Below are 18,634 nucleotides of genomic sequence, written 5' to 3' on the forward strand. Positions count from 1 at the left end.
TAGCAGTTATGGACAAGAAACAAAAGCCAGCCCTCGCGATTGGCGTGGCAGCCCTGGTAATGACGGCGATGCTCACCGGATGTGGGGTCACCGACCGCATCGGCAAACGCGCTGACGATACCTGGATGGGTGACATGTTTTACAGCGATAACGAAAAGGTGATCTTGAGCACCTACGCCGGCAACCAGCTCAACCTGGACGCCAACGGCAAGCCACTGTCGGTGGTGCTGCACGTGTACCAGTTGAGTTCGCTGGAGCGTTTTGCGGCGGTGTCGGCCGATGACTTGTCGGCCGCGCCGCAGAAAGCCCTGGGCAACACCCTGATCGAGGAGCGCGAAATCGTCCTGCTGCCCGGTATGGGCCAGACCGATACCTGGCCGTTGAACAAGGCCGCCCGCTATGTGGCGGTTGCGGGCTTCTTTCGCAGTGACGAAGACAGCCAGTGGAAGATCGCCTTTGACGCCAACTCATTGCGCAAGGACGGCATCTGGTTCTCCTCCGACGGTGTGCGCGTGCTGGCCGACTTCTACTCGGTACAGGCCGTGCGCGGCATGGACGTGCTGAACACGCCCAAGGGGCAGGAGCCGGCAGCCGTGGCCAACCCCCCGGCTGCGCCCGTCATCCCCAAGCCGATCAGTGACATGGCGCAGCAGCAAGCGACAGACATGGCCAGCGGCGCCGTGAAAAAGACCGCTGATACGCAAATGAATTCTCTATTGGAAGGCGCTAAATGAGTAAGCAAAGCCGTGTGATGTGGTCAGAAGGCATGTTCCTTTTGCCGCAGCATTTCCAGTATCAGGATGAATTTCACCAACATCAGCTGGCCGAGTCGACCCTGCGCAACACGCCCTTCCATTGGGGCGTGCAAACCCTGCAGATTGACGAAGAAGCCCTGGCCACCGGCACCCTGCGCCTGACCCGGCTGAAGCTGGTGTTTCCCGACGGCAGCTTGTTCGACGCCCCCCAGCACGACCCGCTGCCCGCCGCACGGGACTTGAAGGAGTTGCTCAAGGGCAATGACCTCAAGGTCTACGCCGCGCTCAAACTGCCGGAGCCGTTCGGCCTGAACTACGTCGAAGATGGCCAGGAGCAAAAAAGCGCCCGGCGTTTTCGCAAGCAATTCGACAATTTGCCCGACCTCAATGAGGGCGACCTGGAAAACGAAATCACCAGCTTGCGCCTGAACGTGGTGATGCTGATCGACGGCGACAACCTGGACGGCTACAGCTACTGCCCGATTGCCCGGTTGTCGCGCAATAACATTGGCGGTTTCAACCTGGATGCGCACTTTGTGCACCCGACGCTGCATGTCGGCACCCACGAGACGCTGGTCGGCCTGGGCAAGCGCCTGCTCGGTGCCTTGCAGTCCAAGAGCAAGGCATTGTCGGGCCGCCGTCGTGAGCGCGCGGACCAGATCGCCGAGTTCGGCTCCAGCGACGTCACGCTGTTCTGGCTGCTCAATACGGTCAACCGGGCATACCCGAACCTGGCGCACCTGTTGGCGCATCCACGTCTGCACCCTGAGCGGTTGTACTTGTTCCTCGCGGAACTGGCCGGTGGCTTGCTGACCTTTTCCCTGGACACTCAGCTCAACGACATTCCCGAGTACGACCACCATGACCCGGCGGCCTCGCTGGTCAAGCTCGACGAGATGATCCGCGTGCTGCTCGACAACGTGATTCCGAACCAGTGCATTGTCATCAGCCTGACCCAGACCAAGCCGTCTTATTGGCAGGGCCAATTGCTTGATCCGCGCCTCACCGAAGCCGACTTCTATATCTCGGTACACGCCGACATGCCCGGTGCCAGCCTGCTCGAGCTGGTGCCACGCGCGATCAAGGTCGGCTCGCCTGAAGACATCGAAGTGGTGGTTAACAGTGCCATGCCGGGCGTTACGCTCAACCATTCGACACGCCTGCCCAACGCCATTCCAGTGCGCCTGGACAACCATTATTTCTCCATCGAGCCCCATGGCCGGGTGTACGAACGAATGATGAACGCCCAGGCCATTTCTTTTTATGCGCCCAGCGCTTTTACCAACCTCAAGCTTGAACTGATGGCGGTACTCAAATGACCGAAGCCGTGATGCAAGGTGCCGTAGCCACGGCGCATGAAAAACCTACCCTCAAAGACCTGGTGCAAGACTTCATCAGCATGGCGCTGATCGTTCGCCGGGGTCGGCAGGTGACTTCGGTGAGTGCCTTTGAAGCCAGCGTGGACAGCTTTTTCAACACCCTGGAGCGCGATGCCCGCAGCGCCAACTACAGCGTAGACCAGGTCAAGGACACGCAGTACGCCCTGTGCGCCTTCCTCGACGAAAGCGTGCTGCGCTCCGGCGACAACGCCCTGCGCAACCACTTTGAGTTGCAGCCGTTGCAGTTCCGCTATTTCGGCGTGCACCTGGCCGGTGAAGGGTTCTTTGAAAAGATCGAATCACTGCGCGGCGACGTGAAAGCCAACCTGGATGTGCTTGAGGTGTACCACCTGTGCCTGGCGCTGGGTTTCGAGGGCAAGTTCAGCCTCGGCCAGAAAGACCAACTGCGCTACCTGGCCAACACCCTCGGCCAGGATATCGCGCGCTACCGCAAGACCCCCAAAGCACTGTCGCCGGACTGGGCATTGCCGGATCAGGTCTCGCAGATGCTTCGTCACGAAGTCCCCGTGTGGCTGTATCTGGCGCTCATTGCGCTGGTCTGCGTTGCTGTTTACCTGACGCTGGACTGGCTGTTGGGCAAGGACGTCGCCGCGTTGGCAGAACACATCAGCCAACTGTTCAGTGCCTGAGCACAGTTCAGGTAACCGGGTCAGGAAGACATGAAGACATTACTGCGCTTGTTGAAAAGTTTCTGGTTCCTCATCCCCGTGCTGTGGGTGTTGAGCCTGCTGGCATGCTGGATCGCCGCGCCGCAGGTGCCGCAATTGAACCGCCATTTGCCGGAAGCACTGATTCTGATCAGTGCCTTTTATGTGCTGATCATTGTGCTGCGCCAATACAAGCGTATTCGCGCCGAGCACAACCTGGAGAGCCTGGTACAGCGTGAAGTCGATCGATCGCTGAAATCCGGCGGCGAGTTCCGCGACCAGCAGGTGCTGCGCGAACGCCTCAAGCACGCCATTGCCATGCTGCGTACCGACCGCGCCGCCGGTGGCGGCGGCTCTTCTGCGCTGTACGACCTGCCGTGGTACCTGGTGATCGGCATGTCTGCGGCGGGCAAAACCTCGCTGCTCAGCCGCTCGGGGCTGTCGGCCAACATTGCCAGCAGCGCGAATGAAAACGAAAGCGGCACCCAGCACTGCGACTGGTACTTCAGCCCTGACGCGGTGATGATCGATACCGCTGGGCGTTACCTGCGCGACGATCAGTCCGCCAGTGACTTTGCGGACTTCCTGCGCCTGCTCAAAAAACAACGCAACAAGGCAGCGGTCAACGGTTTGGTACTGGTGGTCAGCCTGCCGGAGTTGCTCGCCGCCACCACGGATGAGCGTAACGCCCTGGCGGCGCAACTGGTGGCGCGTATTGAAGAATACGTCGACTGCCTGGGCGTGAACCCGCCGATCTATCTGATGCTCAGCAAAACCGACCAACTGCCCGGTTTCAGCCAGGCATTCGAAGGCCTCGACCTCAACGAGCGTCAGCAACCGCTGGGCATGACCTTCGGCTTGTCGGAGATCCGCCACCACGGTTTGCGCAGCGTGCTGGATACCAAGCTGGCCAACCTGCACGGCCACATTCGCCGTCACGTCGATGCGCAGATGATCGCCCTTGGCGCCGATGCCAATAGCGCGCTGCTGAACTTCCCGAACTACTTCGCTGAACTCGCGGGCGTTCTTGAGCAGTTCCTCCAGCACTTCGCCCCGCACGCCCACCAAGCCAACCCGTTGCTGCTGCGCGGCCTGTATTTCACCAGTGCGTTGCAGACCGACCAACAGCTGAGCCCGGTGTTTGAAGATGACCTGGCCGAGTCGTTCGCCTTGCATCCGCAGGCCGACCAAGCCCTGCCGGGCGATGGCAACACCCACAAAACCGGTGATCGCAGTTACTTCATTACCGACACGTTCCGCCGGGTGATTTTCCCGGACCGTGACCTGACGCTGTACCAATCGCGTTCCGGCCGCAAGTCGGCGCTGAACCCTGTGGTGATCGGCCTGGCACTGTTGGCCGGCGTCGTGTTCATCGGCTGGGAAGGCCTGTCGTTCAAGAATAACCGCGAGTGGCTGGCCTCCATGCGCCAGCAACTCAACGAGTTGGTGCAATCACCCGACCGCGAGCAACTGCTTGCGTCCGGCCAGGGCCTGGAGCTGTTGCGTGACCAGATGACCGCCATCGAACGCTATCGCGATCACGGCGTGCCACTGCGACTGAGCGGCGGCCTGTACCGTGGCGATGACATCTACCTCGCCACCCAGAACGCCTACTTGCAGCAGTTGCGCACCCAGGCACTGGAGCCGGTGACACTCAACCTGCAACGGCATCTGCGCGAATTCAACGAATTCGCAAAAACCATGGACCTGCAAAACGCCACGCCAACCCCGCCTGGCAAAGGCGCGCGTAAAGGCCCTTCGGTTGCTCAACGTGCGCAGCAATTAGCCGCGCGTACCGGGGCAGCCCCAACCAGCCTGAGCAGCCTCCCGCGCAGCGCCAGCGATGTCGGCCAGCGCCTGACCGGCGCGGCCAAGGGTTCGGCCCGGCAGGCGCGTGACAACGCCCTCGCCGCCCTGCGCAACCCGGCCACTGCGAGTGACGCTGCTGAATTGTCTGCCACCACCGGTGGGTTATCGCTGTCGGAAGAGATGCTCGGACGTCTGGACGAGCATCAGGTAGCGTCGATCATCGAGTCGTATAACACGCTGAAGCTCTACCTGATCCTCACCCGGCCGGCCGCGCACCCGGAAGCCGAGTTTGTCGGCGCGGCATTGCCGGTCGCCTGGGCAAACACCCTGAGCCAGGACAATCCGATCGGCGAAAAAGTGATTCAGGACAACGTGCCGGTCTATGTGCAAATGCTCAAGAACGGGCTGGCCCCGACGCTGCCGCGTAACGAGCAACTGATCAGCGAGACGCAAAAGAGCCTCAAGTCGTTCATGATCTCCAGCTCCCTGGTAGACCGTGAATACCTGCGCCTGCAACTCGAATCCAGCCGCCAGTTCCCGGCGATTGGTTTGAGCGACCTGGTGCCGCTGCCGGGCCGTCAACTGCTGTACAGCACCGAAGTGGTTCCGGCGATTTTCACTCGCCAGGGCTGGGACGAGTTCGTCAAGCCGGAGCTGATCAAGCTGGTCTCCAGCAACCTGCACAATGAAACCGACTGGGTGCTGGATGGCGAAGGCGGTGACAGCGTGGTGCAAAAAGCCAACTTCATCCGCGAGTTCATGGCGCGCTACAAACGCGACTACACCCAGGCCTGGTACACCTTGGTCGGCAGCGTGGGTGTGCGTCACTTCACCGACATGGCCAACGCCACTCAACAGCTCTCGCTGCTCAGTGACGTGCAGAACTCTCCGGTCAAGCGGTTGCTGTCGGCGGTCAACGAAAACACCCAATGGGACCTTCCCGAGGCGCATGAGGCCGAGCAACCGGGCACCAAGCGCGCGGACAGCTTCTGGAGCAAGGTCAGCGGCATCTTCGATAACACCGACGTGTCGCCGAGCACACTGGTTTCGCCGCTGCCTGCGGTCAATGACGGCAGCCTGGCCAAACGCTTTGAACCGGTCTCGCGGGTTTTCGCCGCACAGAATGCCGAAGGTGCAGACAGCACCATCATGGACCGCTACCTGGCTGCGCTGCGCAAACTCAAAGTGCGCGTCAATAACATCCAGCGTTCGCAGGACGTCGGCAAAAGCAGCAAGCAGTTGATCAGCGAGACCCTGGAAGGCCAGCCTAGCGAAGTCACCAGCGTGCGCAACTATGTGGAAACCACGATCGACACCAGCCAGGGCGGGCTGTCGAGTTCGCTGCAAAGCCTGTTCAGCCTGCCGATCCAGTACACCTGGGAAACCCTGCGCGACCCGGCGGGCGAGCAAATCGCCAAGGCCTGGGCGCAGCAGATTGCCAAGCCGTGGGAACAGGTCATGGCCCGTCGTTACCCAATTGCCGCCGGCAGCCGCAACGAAGCATCGGTCAAGGACCTGCAGCGTTTTGTCGATCCGCAGTCGGGCCTGCTGCCGAACTTCAAGCGTAACGAAATCGGCAACCTTGCCGGTGGCGAAGGCCTGGGCATGAGCAGTGGCGCCAAGTCGGCCCCGCTGGTCAATCCGGCCATGGTCAACAGCATCGACAAGGCCAGTTCGCTGGGCGAAGTGATCGCCAGCCTGTCGGATCGCGACAACGGCTTCGAGATCATGCTGGAGCCGTCGGCCTACTTCACCGACGTCGTCTTCACCCTGGACGGCCAGGTGCAGCACTACCGCAACGGCAAGACCAGCTGGAGCCGGTTCTCGTGGCCGGGCACCACCACTACGCCGGGCGCACGCCTTGATGTGGTGACGCTGAGCGGCGAGCGCGTCACGGTGTTCGACTATCCGGGACGCTGGGGCCTGCTGCGCATGAACGACAGTGCGCGGGTCGACGACCTTGATGGTATCCAGCAGCGTTTCAGCTGGAACACCGCCAGCGGTCCGGTCAGCTTGGCCGTGCGCAACTATGGCGGCGTGAAGCTCACCGACCTGGCCAACGTCAAGGCGCTGAGCGCACTGAGCGCTGGCGACGGGCGCGCCAAGTGAGGATTCGAGCCATGCATCAGGAGGGCCGCCGGTGATCGGGTGTTTCGGCAAAGTGCCTGCCAGCGCAGATTTCGTCAGCCTGCATGGTGCTGCACAAGAGGTCTGCGAGTTCGACGCGTGGTTGCAGGGCGCCCTCTCGGCCATGCAACACCGCGAAGACTGGCGCGAGCTGTTCGATCGCTTGCCGGTGTGCCTGTTCAGCTATCGCGCGAGTAACGGCAACTGGCTGTTGGGCGGGCTGATCAGCTCGCGGGACTTCAGTGCCCGGCGCTACCCGTTTTTCATCTTCCAGACGGTCAAGGCCAGCGATGCGCAGCCCCTGGTGAACCCGTTCACCCTGAGCGAATTGTTCTGCGGGCAGATCAAACCGTTGCTGCACATGGCCGCTCAGGGCGAGAGCACCTCGGTGCTGTTTGAGCGCATCAAGGCCCTGCGTCCGTTGCAAGCGCAGGACTTTGAACTGTTCCGCCGCGTGCACGACAAGTTCCTGGTGAACTTCAACCTGCGCGACATCACCCGCTCGCTGGAAGACGCTTACCCGGAGTTCGTCAGCAATGCCGTACTGACTCGCCTGCAGGCGTTGCAGCATCCGATGCAGCACAAAAGCAGCATGGCAATCTCACTGCCGTTGCCGGCCGAACGGGGTTTGAAGAACCCGACCGCCGACCTGTGGGTCAACTGGCTCACGCGCATGAAAAGCGCCGACACCGCGCCGCAGATCAGCGTGCTGGCCGATGACTTCATGCGCCCCAAGCTGTTGTGCTTTGCCTCGCGCAGCAGCAACGGCCTGTACCGGGTGCTCACGGGCACCAGCGAACGCCTGGAAAGTTACGACGTGCTGGCGCCGTTTGACGCCTTCGACGAGCACCACCATGCCCATGCTTTCCCTGAAAGCGACCGCCCTCTCTATGACGTTATCGACCGTTTTGTCGATGCCCTGGATTTGAAGTCCGTATGAACAGAATCAAATATTATTTCCTGCGCTACCAACCCTACATTCTCGGGGTGCTGTTCTTCCTGACGATTTTTATCGTGTGGGGGATCGGTCGCGCGTTCGACTTCAATTCGCTCTATAGCCTGCTGACCGGGATCGGGGTGTTCCTGGTGCTGTCGTCCGGCTACGTGGTGCTGCTGTATCGTGGCGTCTCCCGGCATCACAACCTCGAAGGCCTGCTGCGCGAAGACGCCGACCAGGCTGTGCTGAATGCCAGCCCGGCCGACCGTGAAGAAGTCAGCCTGCTGCGCGAACGCCTGCTGCAAAGCATCGAGCGCCTGAACAGCAATAAACCTCGTGGCACCCAGCCCAAAGATGCACTGTACGCCCTGCCCTGGTACCTGGTGATCGGTCAGCCCGCTGCGGGCAAGAGCACCATGCTGTACCAGTCCGGGCTGAATTTTCCGTATGCCGAACGCGAAGGCGCGCGTGTCGCCGGCCTGGGCGGCACCCGCAACTGCGACTGGTTCTTCAGCTCCGAAGCCGTGCTGCTGGACACCGCCGGGCGCTACATGAACAACCAGGAAGAAGCCGGCAAATGGCGCGCGTTTTTGCAGCTGCTGCGCCAACACCGTCAACGTCGCCCGCTGAACGGCTTGATCGTGGCGGTCAGTATCCACGACATCCTGCAATCCTCGCTCGAAGATCAGGAGCGCATTGCCAAGCGCTTGCGTGAGCGCATCCAGGAAACCCACGCGCTGCTCGAAGTGCGGTTGCCGGTGTACCTGGTGTTCACCAAGTGCGATCTGGTGCCGGGGTTCGCGCCCTTCTACAGCCAGCTGGATGACGTGGCCCGCGGCGAAGTGATGGGCAAGACCTTCTCTCATAAGGGGTTTGAGCAGGCCGACTGGGGCCAGCGGTTCGGCGTGGCGATGGATGAACTGATCACCTATTGGCAGGCCGTGGCCGGCCAGCAATTGGTGCAGCAAGACATTCAGGTCACTCGCCAGAACTCGTCGGTGTATCGCTTCCCGCTGGAGCTGGCGGCGTTGAAGCCGCGCCTGCACCTGTTTGTGGATGCCTTGCTGCGGGCCAACCCGTATCAAAACGCCGAACTGCTGCGCGGCTTCTACTTCACCAGCGCACTGGATGCCGATCAGCCGGAAATGGGCGGCCATGCTCGCCAGGTCACCGAGCGATTCTCGCTGGAAAGCGATCAGGAACCGGCCAGCGGCCAGGCGCAACCGCGGGCGTTGTTTATCAATAGCCTGTTCCGCAAGGTGATCATTCCCGACCAGCATCTGGTGGCGCTGTACACCACCAACCACCGCGAGCGTCGGCGCAAAGCAGCCTGGATCGGCAGCTTCGGCGCCCTGGCCCTGCTGCTGTGTGGCCTGTGGGGCTGGTCTTACTGGAACAACAAAAACACGATCCAGACCCTGTCTGCCGAGCTGGCCCAAGCGTCGACCGATGACCGCGCCGCCACCGGCCAATACACCGCCTGGCACACGCTGGACAGCCTGCGTTCATGGACTGCGCACTATTACAGCCAGCACCACGAGGAAGGCGTGCCGCTGCGCATGCGGCTGGGCCTTTACCAGGGGCACGAGATCGAGCCGTTGCTGCGCAGCCGGTACTTCTCGCGCCTCGAAACGGTGATGCTCAAGCCCACCGCCGACAACCTCACCCGCTCGTTGTACCTGCTGACCACCATCAAGGTGTACCAGCGCAACGCCAAGGAACTGCTGCCGGTGACCGGTATCGACAGCGTCGAGCCGAAGGCGTTGCCCACGGACAATCGTGCACAATCGATCGCCAACTTCGGCACCGCGACCCTCGACACCTACATCATGTTGTCGCGCGCCCAGCGGGAGAAGGCTGACCCGGCGTTCCTCAAGGCAAAGATCCCGGACTACTGGTACCCCGCAATCGCCCGCCAGACTGGCAAGACCATCGGCCAGAATGATGCCGCCGGTACCCATCAGGATTACGAATACGCCAGTCGCCAGATCAATTTCTACAGCGATCAGATTCATGAGCAGGACGTGCCACGCATCCTCGACAACGCGTTCCTGACGTCCAGTTCGCGCAATTACATCAATAGCCTGCTGACTCAGTCGCTGCGCTCCATCGAGACGATCACGCTGGAGTCCGACACGTTATTCGCCTTTGGCCGCGCCGACTTCCAGAGCCTGAAAAGCGAAGGTCAGGCACAGTTGAGCGCCATTGCCGGCAAGCTCTTGAGCACGCCTAACATCGGCAAAATCATCATTGCCGGGCATGCCGACCAACTGGGGGATCGCCAGGGCAACCTGGCGGTCTCAAAACAGCGGGCGCAAACCATCAAAACCTATCTGGTGGGTAAAGGTGTACCGGCTGAACTGGTGGACGTGGTCGGTGAAGGCAGCGAAAAGCCGCTGGTGAAATGCGACATGCAACTGCCCCGCGCTGCCCTGATTCAGTGCCTTGAGCCGAACAGGCGGGTAGAGATCGAAGTGCGCGCGCTCAACTGAGCTCGCGGGTTTTAGACGTATACCGCTGCCTGGGCCGGTGCCGGGGCGGCGGAAAAAGAAGCCGGTCTTGATTTTTTCAGGACGGTTAAAGCAAGAGCTGTGATCCCGGACGGGTAGATACAACTCTTAAACAGTGAAAGGAGATATTAAAAATGGCATTTGACGCATATATCCAAATCGACGGCATCCCAGGCGAAGTTCTGGACGATAAACATAAGGACTGGATCGAAGTGCTGGGCTACGAGTATGGCGCCACTCAAGCCACTTCTGCCACCGCCAGCTCTTCGGGCGGCGCATCGTCCGAGCGCGTCGCGCTGAGCGACTTCAGCATCCGCAAAGCGGTAGACAAGGCCTCGGCGAAGCTGTTCGAAGCGTGCTGCAAGGGTACTCACATCGCCAAGATCCAGTTGAACGTCAACCGTGCGGGTGGCGACAAGCTGACCTACCTGACCATCAACCTGGAAGAAGTCGTGGTGTCTTCCGTCAAGGCCGTCGCAGGCGGCAACCAAGGGGGTGAAGACAAATCCGTCAGCGACCTGCCGATCGAAGAAGTCAGCTTTAACTTCGCTCGCATCAAGACCACCTACACCCAGCAGAGCCGTGCAGACGGCCAGGGTGGCGGTAACGTTACCGGCGGCTGGGATCGTACGGCAAACAAGGTTTTCGCTTAACTACTTGGCGATTTCGGGGCCCGAAACGGGCCCCACCTCAACGCCGTGCCTGCACTTGGGCACGGTGTTTTTGACACTGAGCAGAGTTATCTATGTCTGAATTTCTCAACGGCCTTTCAATGGCAGAGCTGACCAGCCCCATAGACGGGGGAAGTGGCGCGGACCTGAGTTTTTCTGCGTTGTTCGATCAGATCAAGGAAGCTCGTCGCGCAGACCCCGCCTACTTGACCCAGGGAGACTGGCAAACCGAACTCAAATCTTCGGATTGGGACCTGACCGTCACCCTGGCCGCACAAGGCCTCGCTCAACAGAGCAAAGACCTGATGCTGGTTTCCTGGCTTTCAGAAGGCCTCGCGCACCAATATCACTTTGTTGGCATTCACTTCGGCTTGACCCTCGCCCAGCGTATTTTGCAGGCATTCTGGGACGACTTGTACCCTACGCTTGAAGACGGCATGGAAGAGCGCAACGCCCGCCTTGCCTGGCTCAAAGCCTCACTCGTTGATGTGGTCGGCGGATTGCCGATTACCAGTGGTGATAACTTCGGCCTGTTGCGTTATGACGAATCCCGTCATGTAGAAAATCTCGCCTTGCAGAACCCCCAAGCCATGCGGGCCGCTATTGATGAAGGCAAGATCAATGCGGAGATTTTCCAGCGTTCGGTGGTCCTCACCGACACCGATCACCTTCGCCTCAAGGCCACGGAAATCACAGCCTGCCTTATGGCCTGCCGACAGCTCCAGGCCACCTGCGACAGCCTGTTCGGGCGCGAGGCGACGAGTTTTGTTGCACTTGACGACATCCTGTCGCGAGCCCTGCGACTGGTGGAGAAGCTGTTGAAAGACCGAGGAATCGAGCTCAATCCGGCGCACATAGAGCCGGCCACTCTTGGCACTCCAGAATTGGATAACCCCCAGGCAGGTGCTGCAATGCCCTCACAACAGCACACCCCATCCTCGACCCAGTTGCGGACTACCCCAGGTACCCGCGATGAAGCCTTCACAATGCTGGCGAGCGTGGCGCAGTTCTTCAAAACCACCGAACCTCACAGCCCCGTGCCCTACCTGATCGAACGCGCTATCAAGTGGGGCAACATGCCGCTTGAGGGATGGTTGAGTGATGTGATTAAAGACGGAAACGTGATTGACGGTATCCGTGACGTACTTGGAACCAAAGAAACGAAATCCTGATGTCTCTCGCCCCACATCGGCGCGCCCCTGAAAAATGAACAAATGTGACGGCTGTCTGCGCCTGCCTCGCCAGTGACTACCTTGAAGGCATCAAGCCGATCAAGGAACCCGACAGCATGGCTATCTTCGACTACCAGACTCTGCCTTCCACGACTTCGAAGGCGCTGTTCAACGACGCGCTGGCGATCACCCTGTACACCTACCACAACCTGGACAACGGGTTTACCGAGGGCTACTTCCGATATGGCATCGGGCCGGGGCTGATCCACACCCTCGTCTCCGGGCTGATCGGCAGCCACACCTCCCAGGGTGTGATCCCGGGCATTCCCTGGAACCCCGACTCGGAAGCCGCGGCGCTGCGCGCGGTGGAGACAGCCGGTTGGTTCCCCATTGCGCCGCAAACCCTGGGCTATCAGGGGACGGTCGACAAACGCGGCACTTACTTCGGCGAGCAACCTGGCTACACCACCGCTGAAGCTGAGGTGCTGGGCAAGTACGCCGCCGATGGCCGCCTGATCGCCATCGGCATTGGCTTTCGCGGCACCAGCGGCCCGCGGGAATCGGAGATCCTCGACAGCCTGGGCGACTTGATCAACGACTTCAAGGCCGGTTCCGGTCCGGCCAGCTACTCCAGGGACTTCACGGCCAATGCCTTCGGGAACTTGCTCAAGAACGTCGCGGCATATGCCAGCACGCAAAACCTTAGCGGCAAGGACATCGTGGTGAGCGGTCACAGCCTGGGTGGATTGGAGGTCAACAGCATGGCTGACTTGAGCTCGACCCATTGGGCCGGTTTCTATCAAAATGCCAATTACCTGGGATTCGCCTCGCCCACCCAAAGCCAGAGCGGCAAGGTATTGAACATCGGTTTTGAGAACGACCCGGTGTTTCGTGACGTGCCCAACCCGGGCAGCGGTCAGCCCTCAGCAGGGGTTCACGACACGCCTTGGCCTTCGGCAACCAACAATATCGTCAGCTTCAACGACTACTACGCCTCTGACGTGTGGAATAGGCTGCCATTTTCCATTGGTAACCTCGCCACCTGGCTGACCCACCTGCCCTTCAACTATTCGGGTATGTCTCGTATCGTCGAGTCGAGCTTTTATGGGCTGACGGAAAAGGACTCGACCGTCATTGTCGCCAACCTGTCGGATACCGGCCGGCGCGCTGGAGCTCTACGACGCGGTCTTTATTGCAGTGAACCGCCACCCTTCCATTGCTTCCGCTGCGCATGCCGTCACCCAGGCCGAAGGACAAGTTGATTATGCAAAATCAGGCTATTACCCAAAGATCACCGCCGGGGTCAATTCCGGGCGAGTGAGCTCCTACGGCAACGGGCAGATTGCGACGGTCTCTGTGTCACAGATGCTCCATGACTTCGGCAAGGTCAGTGGCTCCGTCACCCAAGCCGAAGGGCAAACCATCAAGCGCCAGGCATTGCTGCTCAAACAGATCGACACGATTGCCCAGGATACGGCCCAGGCCCTGGTTGAAACCCATCGCTATCAAAGCCTGCTGACAATTGCTCGCGACCAGGTCGCGGCGGTGCGGGGTGTACTCGACATGGTGCAGTTGCGAGCGGATTCGGGGCTGACCTCGCAATCGGACTTCATTCAGGCAACCACCCGGGTGCAAAGCGCCGAGGCGAACTTGCAGCAGATTTCCACCTTGCTGGGGCAGTCCCGGGCGCGACTGTCGACGCTGGTGGGTTACCCCATGCCTGCCACTGTCGCCACCCTTCCCGAAGAGCTGGAGCGCAATACGCAACTGGTCGACGCCATCAATTACGGGATGCTCCCAGCGGTGCTGGCTGCCGACGCGGATCGGCAATCGGCCTATGGCCAACTGGAAAATGCCAAGGCCCAGCGCTATCCCACGCTGTCTTTGGAGGCATCGGCCAATAAGGCCCTGAGCGGAACCAACCCGAATAACGGGGAAGAGAACGGCAGCTACAACACCGTAATGCTGACCGGCTCCATGCTGATTTATCAGGGCGGCGCCGTCTCCGCACAGATCCGCACCGCAAATGCCGCAATCGAGGCTGCCGAGTCCGCGATCAACGAAGCCCGGCTGTCCGCTGAGGATACGTTGCTACGTTCCCAGGAGCAGGCCGTTGGCGCCCGTGGGCGCTTGGGCATTCTCAAACAACGTGTCGCGAGCATCACCGAAACCCGCGAGCTGTATCGGGAGCAGTACACCGTCGGCACGCGGTCGGTGCTCGACTTGCTCAACGCCGAGCAGGAGGCCTATCAGGCCGCCGCCGATGAGCAGAGCACCCAGCACGATTACTGGTCGGGGCTGGTGACTTACATCGGTGCATCCGGTCGTAGCCGACAAGCCTACGGCCTCAACAACAGCACCGTTCAACAGATCGAGATTGAGCAATGAGCCAGACCCAAGCGTATCAACCCTGGCTGGAGGCGATGCTGACGATCGCCAGGCATTACCGCATGGGGGTCAGTGAGGAAACGGTGCGCGTCTCCCTGAGCTGGGAACGCGGTGCCGCCCATGACATCGTACTCAAGCGCATGGCCGCGCAGATGGGCCTGATGCTACGTTTCGAGGCCTTTGAAAAAGCCCTTCTTGACCCATGGCGCCTGCCCTTGGCGGTAGAGCTTGACGATGGGCAAGTGGCAATCATCGAGCGTTGCGATGGCAAGGGTAACCTCAGTGTGCTCAACAGTGGCGACCAGGGTTTAGCCATCAGCCTGACCGTCGATGAGGTGGCCCGGCGTGCGGTGCGTGTCGCGATGCTGCGGCCGGAATCCTCGGTGGCAGATGCCCGGGTCGACGATTACATCAAGCCTTACCAGGCCAACTGGTTCTGGGCTATCGCGCTACGGGATTGGAAACGTTATGGCGATGTCGCCCTGGCGGCGGTCACGGCCAATATCCTGGCGCTGGCCGGGGTGATTTTTTCGATGCAGGTCTACGACCGCGTGGTGCCGGCGCAATCAGAGTCGACGTTGTGGGTACTGTTTCTGGGTGTATTGCTGGCCATCGGATTTGAGTTTGTGTTGCGCCTGTCTCGCTCACGCATCGCTGACATGATCGGCAAGCGTGCTGACCTGAAAATCACCGACCTTGTGTTCGGCCATGCGCTCAGGTTGCGCAACGATGTTCGATCCAAATCCACCGGCACCTTCATTTCGCAAATCCGCGAACTGGAACAAGTACGTGAGTTGATCACCTCGACCACCATCAGTGCGATTACCGACTTGCCGTTTGTGTTGCTGTTCATGGTCATTCTCTACCTGACCGGCGGGCCTCTGGTATTGATTGCCCTGGGCGCCCTGCCCTTACTGATTCTTCCCGGCTTGCTTGCGCAAAAGCCCCTGGCACGCCTGTCCAATGAAGGCATGCGCGAATCGGCAATCCGCAATGCGGTGTTGGTAGAGGCTGTGCAGGGTATTGAAGACATTAAGCTGTTGCGGGCCGAACCCCGTTTCCAGAATCAATGGAACCAGTTGCACGCCGTGTCCTCGGACATCTCCATCAAGCAGCGACATATCACCAACCTGCTGATGACCTGGACCCAGGAGCTGCAAAGCCTGATTTATGCAGCCGTGCTGCTGGGCGGCTGCTACCTGGTGATGAACGGCAGCATGACCACCGGCGCCTTGGTGGGTTCCTCGATCCTGGCGTCGCGCATGATGGCGCCGCTGTCGCAGATTTCCAGCGTGTTCGCCCGTTGGCAGCAAGCCAAGGTGGCACGTGCCGGTCTGGACGAATTGATGAAGCGCCCGGTTGATCAGCCGGAAAACGCCAGGCTGTTGCATCGTCCGGTACTCAAGGGGCACTTCACCTTGCGCGACATTCAATTCCAGCACGGCGAAAAAGACAAGGCATTGGCCCTCGACATCAAACATCTGGAGATTCAGCCCGGCGAGCGTATCGCGGTGCTGGGACGCAATGGCGCCGGCAAGTCGACCTTGCTGCAGCTATTGGCGGGTATGCATCGGGCGCAGGAAGGGTCGATCAAGCTGGATGGCCTGGACATGACGCTGATCGACCCCGCCGACGTGCGCCGGGATATCGGCCTGCTGACGCAAAACTCACGGCTGTTCTTCGGATCCATCCGCGACAACCTGACCATGGGACGCCCAATGGCCACAGACCAGGAGATCATCCAGGCGCTGACCTTGAGCGGTGCACTGGCCCTGGTCCAGGCCCAGGAAGGTGGCCTGGATTACCTGATCATGGAGGGCGGGCTGGGGTTGTCGGGCGGTCAAAAACAATCGTTATTGCTTGCCCGCACGCTGATCCGCGAGCCCGGGACGGTGCTGCTCGACGAGCCCACCGCCTCGCTGGATGAAGTCAGCGAAGCCCAGGTGCTCGAGCACTTGATGCCCTGGCTTGAAGGGCGAACGTTGCTGGTGGCCACGCATCGCCTGGCTGTACTCAAGTGGGTCGATCGGGTGCTTGTGATCGACAACGGCCGGATCGTCATGGATGGCCCCAAATCCCAGGTGCTTGCGCAGTTCAGTGCCAAGTAATCCTTTCTCTACCGTAATAGCAGGCAGAACCACCATGTCCGATTCAAACAACGATTTGGCGCCACCGCCACCGCCACCGCCGCCGAACGCCAACTCGCGAACACCCGACACTGCACACATCGACGGCTTCGGCCTGAGCGAGAAAGCCCTCCCCGCCGCCTCCCGGCTGATCTGGTGCCTGGCCGTTGGGGTGCTGGTGTTCACGGCCTGGGCCTGGTATTTCAAGCTTGATGAAGTGTCTACCGGCACCGGCAAGGTGGTCGCTTCGTCCAAGGAACAAGTGATCAAATCCCTCGAGGGCGGCGTAGTGGCGAACCTGAGCGTGCAGGAGGGTGACATTGTCGAAAAGGGCCAGAGGCTTGCCCAGCTGGATCGAACCCGCGTCGAATCGGCCGTTGAAGAAAGTGCATCCCGCAGCCGCGCCGCACAGGCCACGTCTGCCCGCTTGAGTGCCGAAGTCAACGGTACGCCGCTGGTGTTCCCCGGCGAAGTGATGGAAGAGCCCGATCTGGTCCGTGCAGAGACCGCGCTGTTTCATTCGCGCCGGGAGAGTCTGTCGCGAACCTTGTCCGGTCTCGACGAGGCCATGCGCCTGATTCGCAGTGAGCTGCAAATGACTTCGCCGCTGGTCGCGCGCGGCGCTGCCAGTGCGGTCGAAGTACTGCGCCTCAAGCGTCAGCTCAACGAACTGCAAAACCGTTACACCGACGCCCAGACTCAATACCTGGTTAAGGCACGGGAAGAGCTGGCCAGGGCCAACGCGGAGATTGAGGCACAGCAGTCCGTGACGCGTGGGCGTAACGACTCACTGAGCCGCCTGACCTTTGTTTCTCCGGTACGGGGGATAATCAAGGACATCGAGATCAACACCATTGGCGGCGTTATTCCCCCCAATGGCCAGCTCATGCGGATTGTGCCGCTGGATGAGCGGTTGCAAGTGGAGGCACGTATTGCCCCCCGAGACATTGCCTATATCCATCCGGACCAGGCGGCGACCGTGAAGATCACGGCCTACGACTATTCAATCTATGGCGGGCTACCGGGCAAAGTGGTGCTGATTTCACCGGACACCATTCAGGATGATGTCCATAAGGATGTTTATTACTACCGGGTTTATATCCTGACGGACTCCGATTCGCTGCTGAACAAGAATGGCGAACGCTTGCCCATTGTTCCGGGCATGATTGCTACGGTCGATATTCATACCGGAGAAAAAACCGTATTGAGTTACCTGATCAAACCCTTTAACAAGACCAGTGAGGCGTTGCGAGAACGCTAGCTTGACGCCTGGAAAGTTCACATATTGATCAATTGTCAACCCTTGCGCCAAACCCGAGGAGGCCCACCTAGAATGGGCCATCCTTATGAATGTGCGATTGAAGGGCGACCCGAAATGCCAACTAACAAACTGTTTGTATTTGCTGTACTGCCGCTTGCGGTGGTCACATTGACAGCCTGCTCCACCTCCAGCGCAACGCCCCCGCCCGCCAAACCATTGTTGATAGACCAGGCCCCTCCCGTTCCCGGCGAACCCGCCAAGATCGTCGAAACAGACGCTGGTCAGCGCCTTGCCTTCAGTTTTGAAGAGAATGGCCAACAGGTCACCTGCACCGCAAACGTCGAACTTGATGCCCAGCAGCAAGTCGTCAAAAAGCGCCAATGGCAAATGACCTGCACTCAGCCGCCGGCTCAACCACAGCAAACTGCCGAAGCCACTCGAAAACTGGATTTGCCCGCAGACGCGCTTTTTCGTATCGGCAAATCCAGCGTCAACGATCTGCAACCGGGTAGCCGAAAGCAGATCGAGCAATTTGCCCAGCGACTGCAACGTGAGTACCGCGAGCCACCGCAGTTGATTGTGACGGGCCATACCGACCGCCTGGGCCCGGATGGGGTTAACCGCAAGCTTTCCCTGGCCCGCGCCAGGACGGTGGCCAGCCTGTTGACGCAGCAAGGTATTGCGCGAAACCTGATCAAGGTCCAAGGCAAGGGCAGCGAAGACCCGATCGTACAATGCCCGGGCTCTCGGGCCACCCTGGAGCTGGTTTATTGCCTGCAACCCAACCGTCGCGTCAGTGTTCAAGTCATTGGTGATTGAGTCGAGCGGCCT

Annotated in this window: 12 protein-coding genes and 1 pseudogene; all 13 read left to right on the forward strand. The window is 60.3% G+C overall.

The features are described 5' to 3' along the window. Positions 1-8 precede the first annotated feature (8 nt). The 13 genes and pseudogenes from tssJ (at position 9) to HX855_RS21945 (ending at position 18,622) form a co-directional block, all read left to right on the forward strand. Positions 9-734 (forward strand): type VI secretion system lipoprotein TssJ, encoded by a 726-nt coding sequence (tssJ, locus tag HX855_RS21890; protein ID WP_177085942.1) that lies wholly within the window; start codon positions 9-11, stop codon positions 732-734. After that, complete coding sequence (tssK, locus tag HX855_RS21895; RefSeq protein ID WP_177085944.1) at positions 731-2,074, forward strand: type VI secretion system baseplate subunit TssK; 1,344 nt, start codon at positions 731-733, stop codon at positions 2,072-2,074. Before tssJ ends, tssK begins: the two co-directional genes overlap by 4 nt. After that, complete coding sequence (icmH, locus tag HX855_RS21900; protein ID WP_177085946.1) at positions 2,071-2,784, forward strand: type IVB secretion system protein IcmH/DotU; 714 nt, start codon at positions 2,071-2,073, stop codon at positions 2,782-2,784. Before tssK ends, icmH begins: the two co-directional genes overlap by 4 nt. A gap of 30 nt (positions 2,785-2,814) precedes the next feature. Continuing rightward, on the forward strand, positions 2,815-6,720 hold the full coding sequence (locus tag HX855_RS21905) for a type VI secretion protein IcmF/TssM N-terminal domain-containing protein (RefSeq protein WP_177085948.1): 3,906 nt from the start codon (positions 2,815-2,817) through the stop codon (positions 6,718-6,720). A gap of 31 nt (positions 6,721-6,751) precedes the next feature. Further along, a complete protein-coding gene (tagF, locus tag HX855_RS21910) occupies positions 6,752-7,678 on the forward strand; it encodes a type VI secretion system-associated protein TagF (protein WP_177085951.1) in 927 nt (308 codons plus the stop codon). Continuing rightward, positions 7,675-10,167 carry a type VI secretion system membrane subunit TssM gene (gene tssM / locus HX855_RS21915; RefSeq protein ID WP_177085953.1) on the forward strand — a complete coding sequence of 831 codons (2,493 nt, stop codon included), beginning with the start codon at positions 7,675-7,677 and terminating at the stop codon, positions 10,165-10,167. The genes tagF and tssM overlap by 4 nt, the downstream gene beginning before the upstream one ends. 152 nt (positions 10,168-10,319) lie before the next feature. Further along, positions 10,320-10,838 (forward strand): type VI secretion system tube protein Hcp, encoded by a 519-nt coding sequence (locus tag HX855_RS21920; protein WP_177085955.1) that lies wholly within the window; start codon positions 10,320-10,322, stop codon positions 10,836-10,838. A gap of 92 nt (positions 10,839-10,930) precedes the next feature. Then, the gene (tssA, locus tag HX855_RS21925; protein ID WP_177085957.1) at positions 10,931-12,028 is read left to right on the forward strand and encodes a type VI secretion system protein TssA; all 1,098 of its coding nucleotides are present in this window, start codon (positions 10,931-10,933) and stop codon (positions 12,026-12,028) included. Between the two features lie 116 nt (positions 12,029-12,144). Continuing rightward, positions 12,145-13,191 (forward strand): annotated as a pseudogene (locus HX855_RS33445) (hypothetical protein); the annotation flags it as partial. 34 nt (positions 13,192-13,225) lie between these two features. Further along, a complete protein-coding gene (locus tag HX855_RS21930; protein WP_309139804.1) occupies positions 13,226-14,416 on the forward strand; it encodes a TolC family outer membrane protein in 1,191 nt (396 codons plus the stop codon). Beyond that, on the forward strand, positions 14,413-16,524 hold the full coding sequence (locus HX855_RS21935; protein WP_177085961.1) for a type I secretion system permease/ATPase: 2,112 nt from the start codon (positions 14,413-14,415) through the stop codon (positions 16,522-16,524). Before HX855_RS21930 ends, HX855_RS21935 begins: the two co-directional genes overlap by 4 nt. Positions 16,525-16,558: 34 nt before the next feature. After that, a complete protein-coding gene (locus HX855_RS21940; protein WP_177085963.1) occupies positions 16,559-17,803 on the forward strand; it encodes an HlyD family efflux transporter periplasmic adaptor subunit in 1,245 nt (414 codons plus the stop codon). A gap of 72 nt (positions 17,804-17,875) precedes the next feature. After that, positions 17,876-18,622 (forward strand): OmpA family protein, encoded by a 747-nt coding sequence (locus HX855_RS21945; protein WP_177085965.1) that lies wholly within the window; start codon positions 17,876-17,878, stop codon positions 18,620-18,622. Positions 18,623-18,634: the final 12 nt, after the last annotated feature.

Source organism: Pseudomonas sp. IPO3778 (assembly GCF_013386825.1).
Classification (GTDB): domain Bacteria; phylum Pseudomonadota; class Gammaproteobacteria; order Pseudomonadales; family Pseudomonadaceae; genus Aquipseudomonas.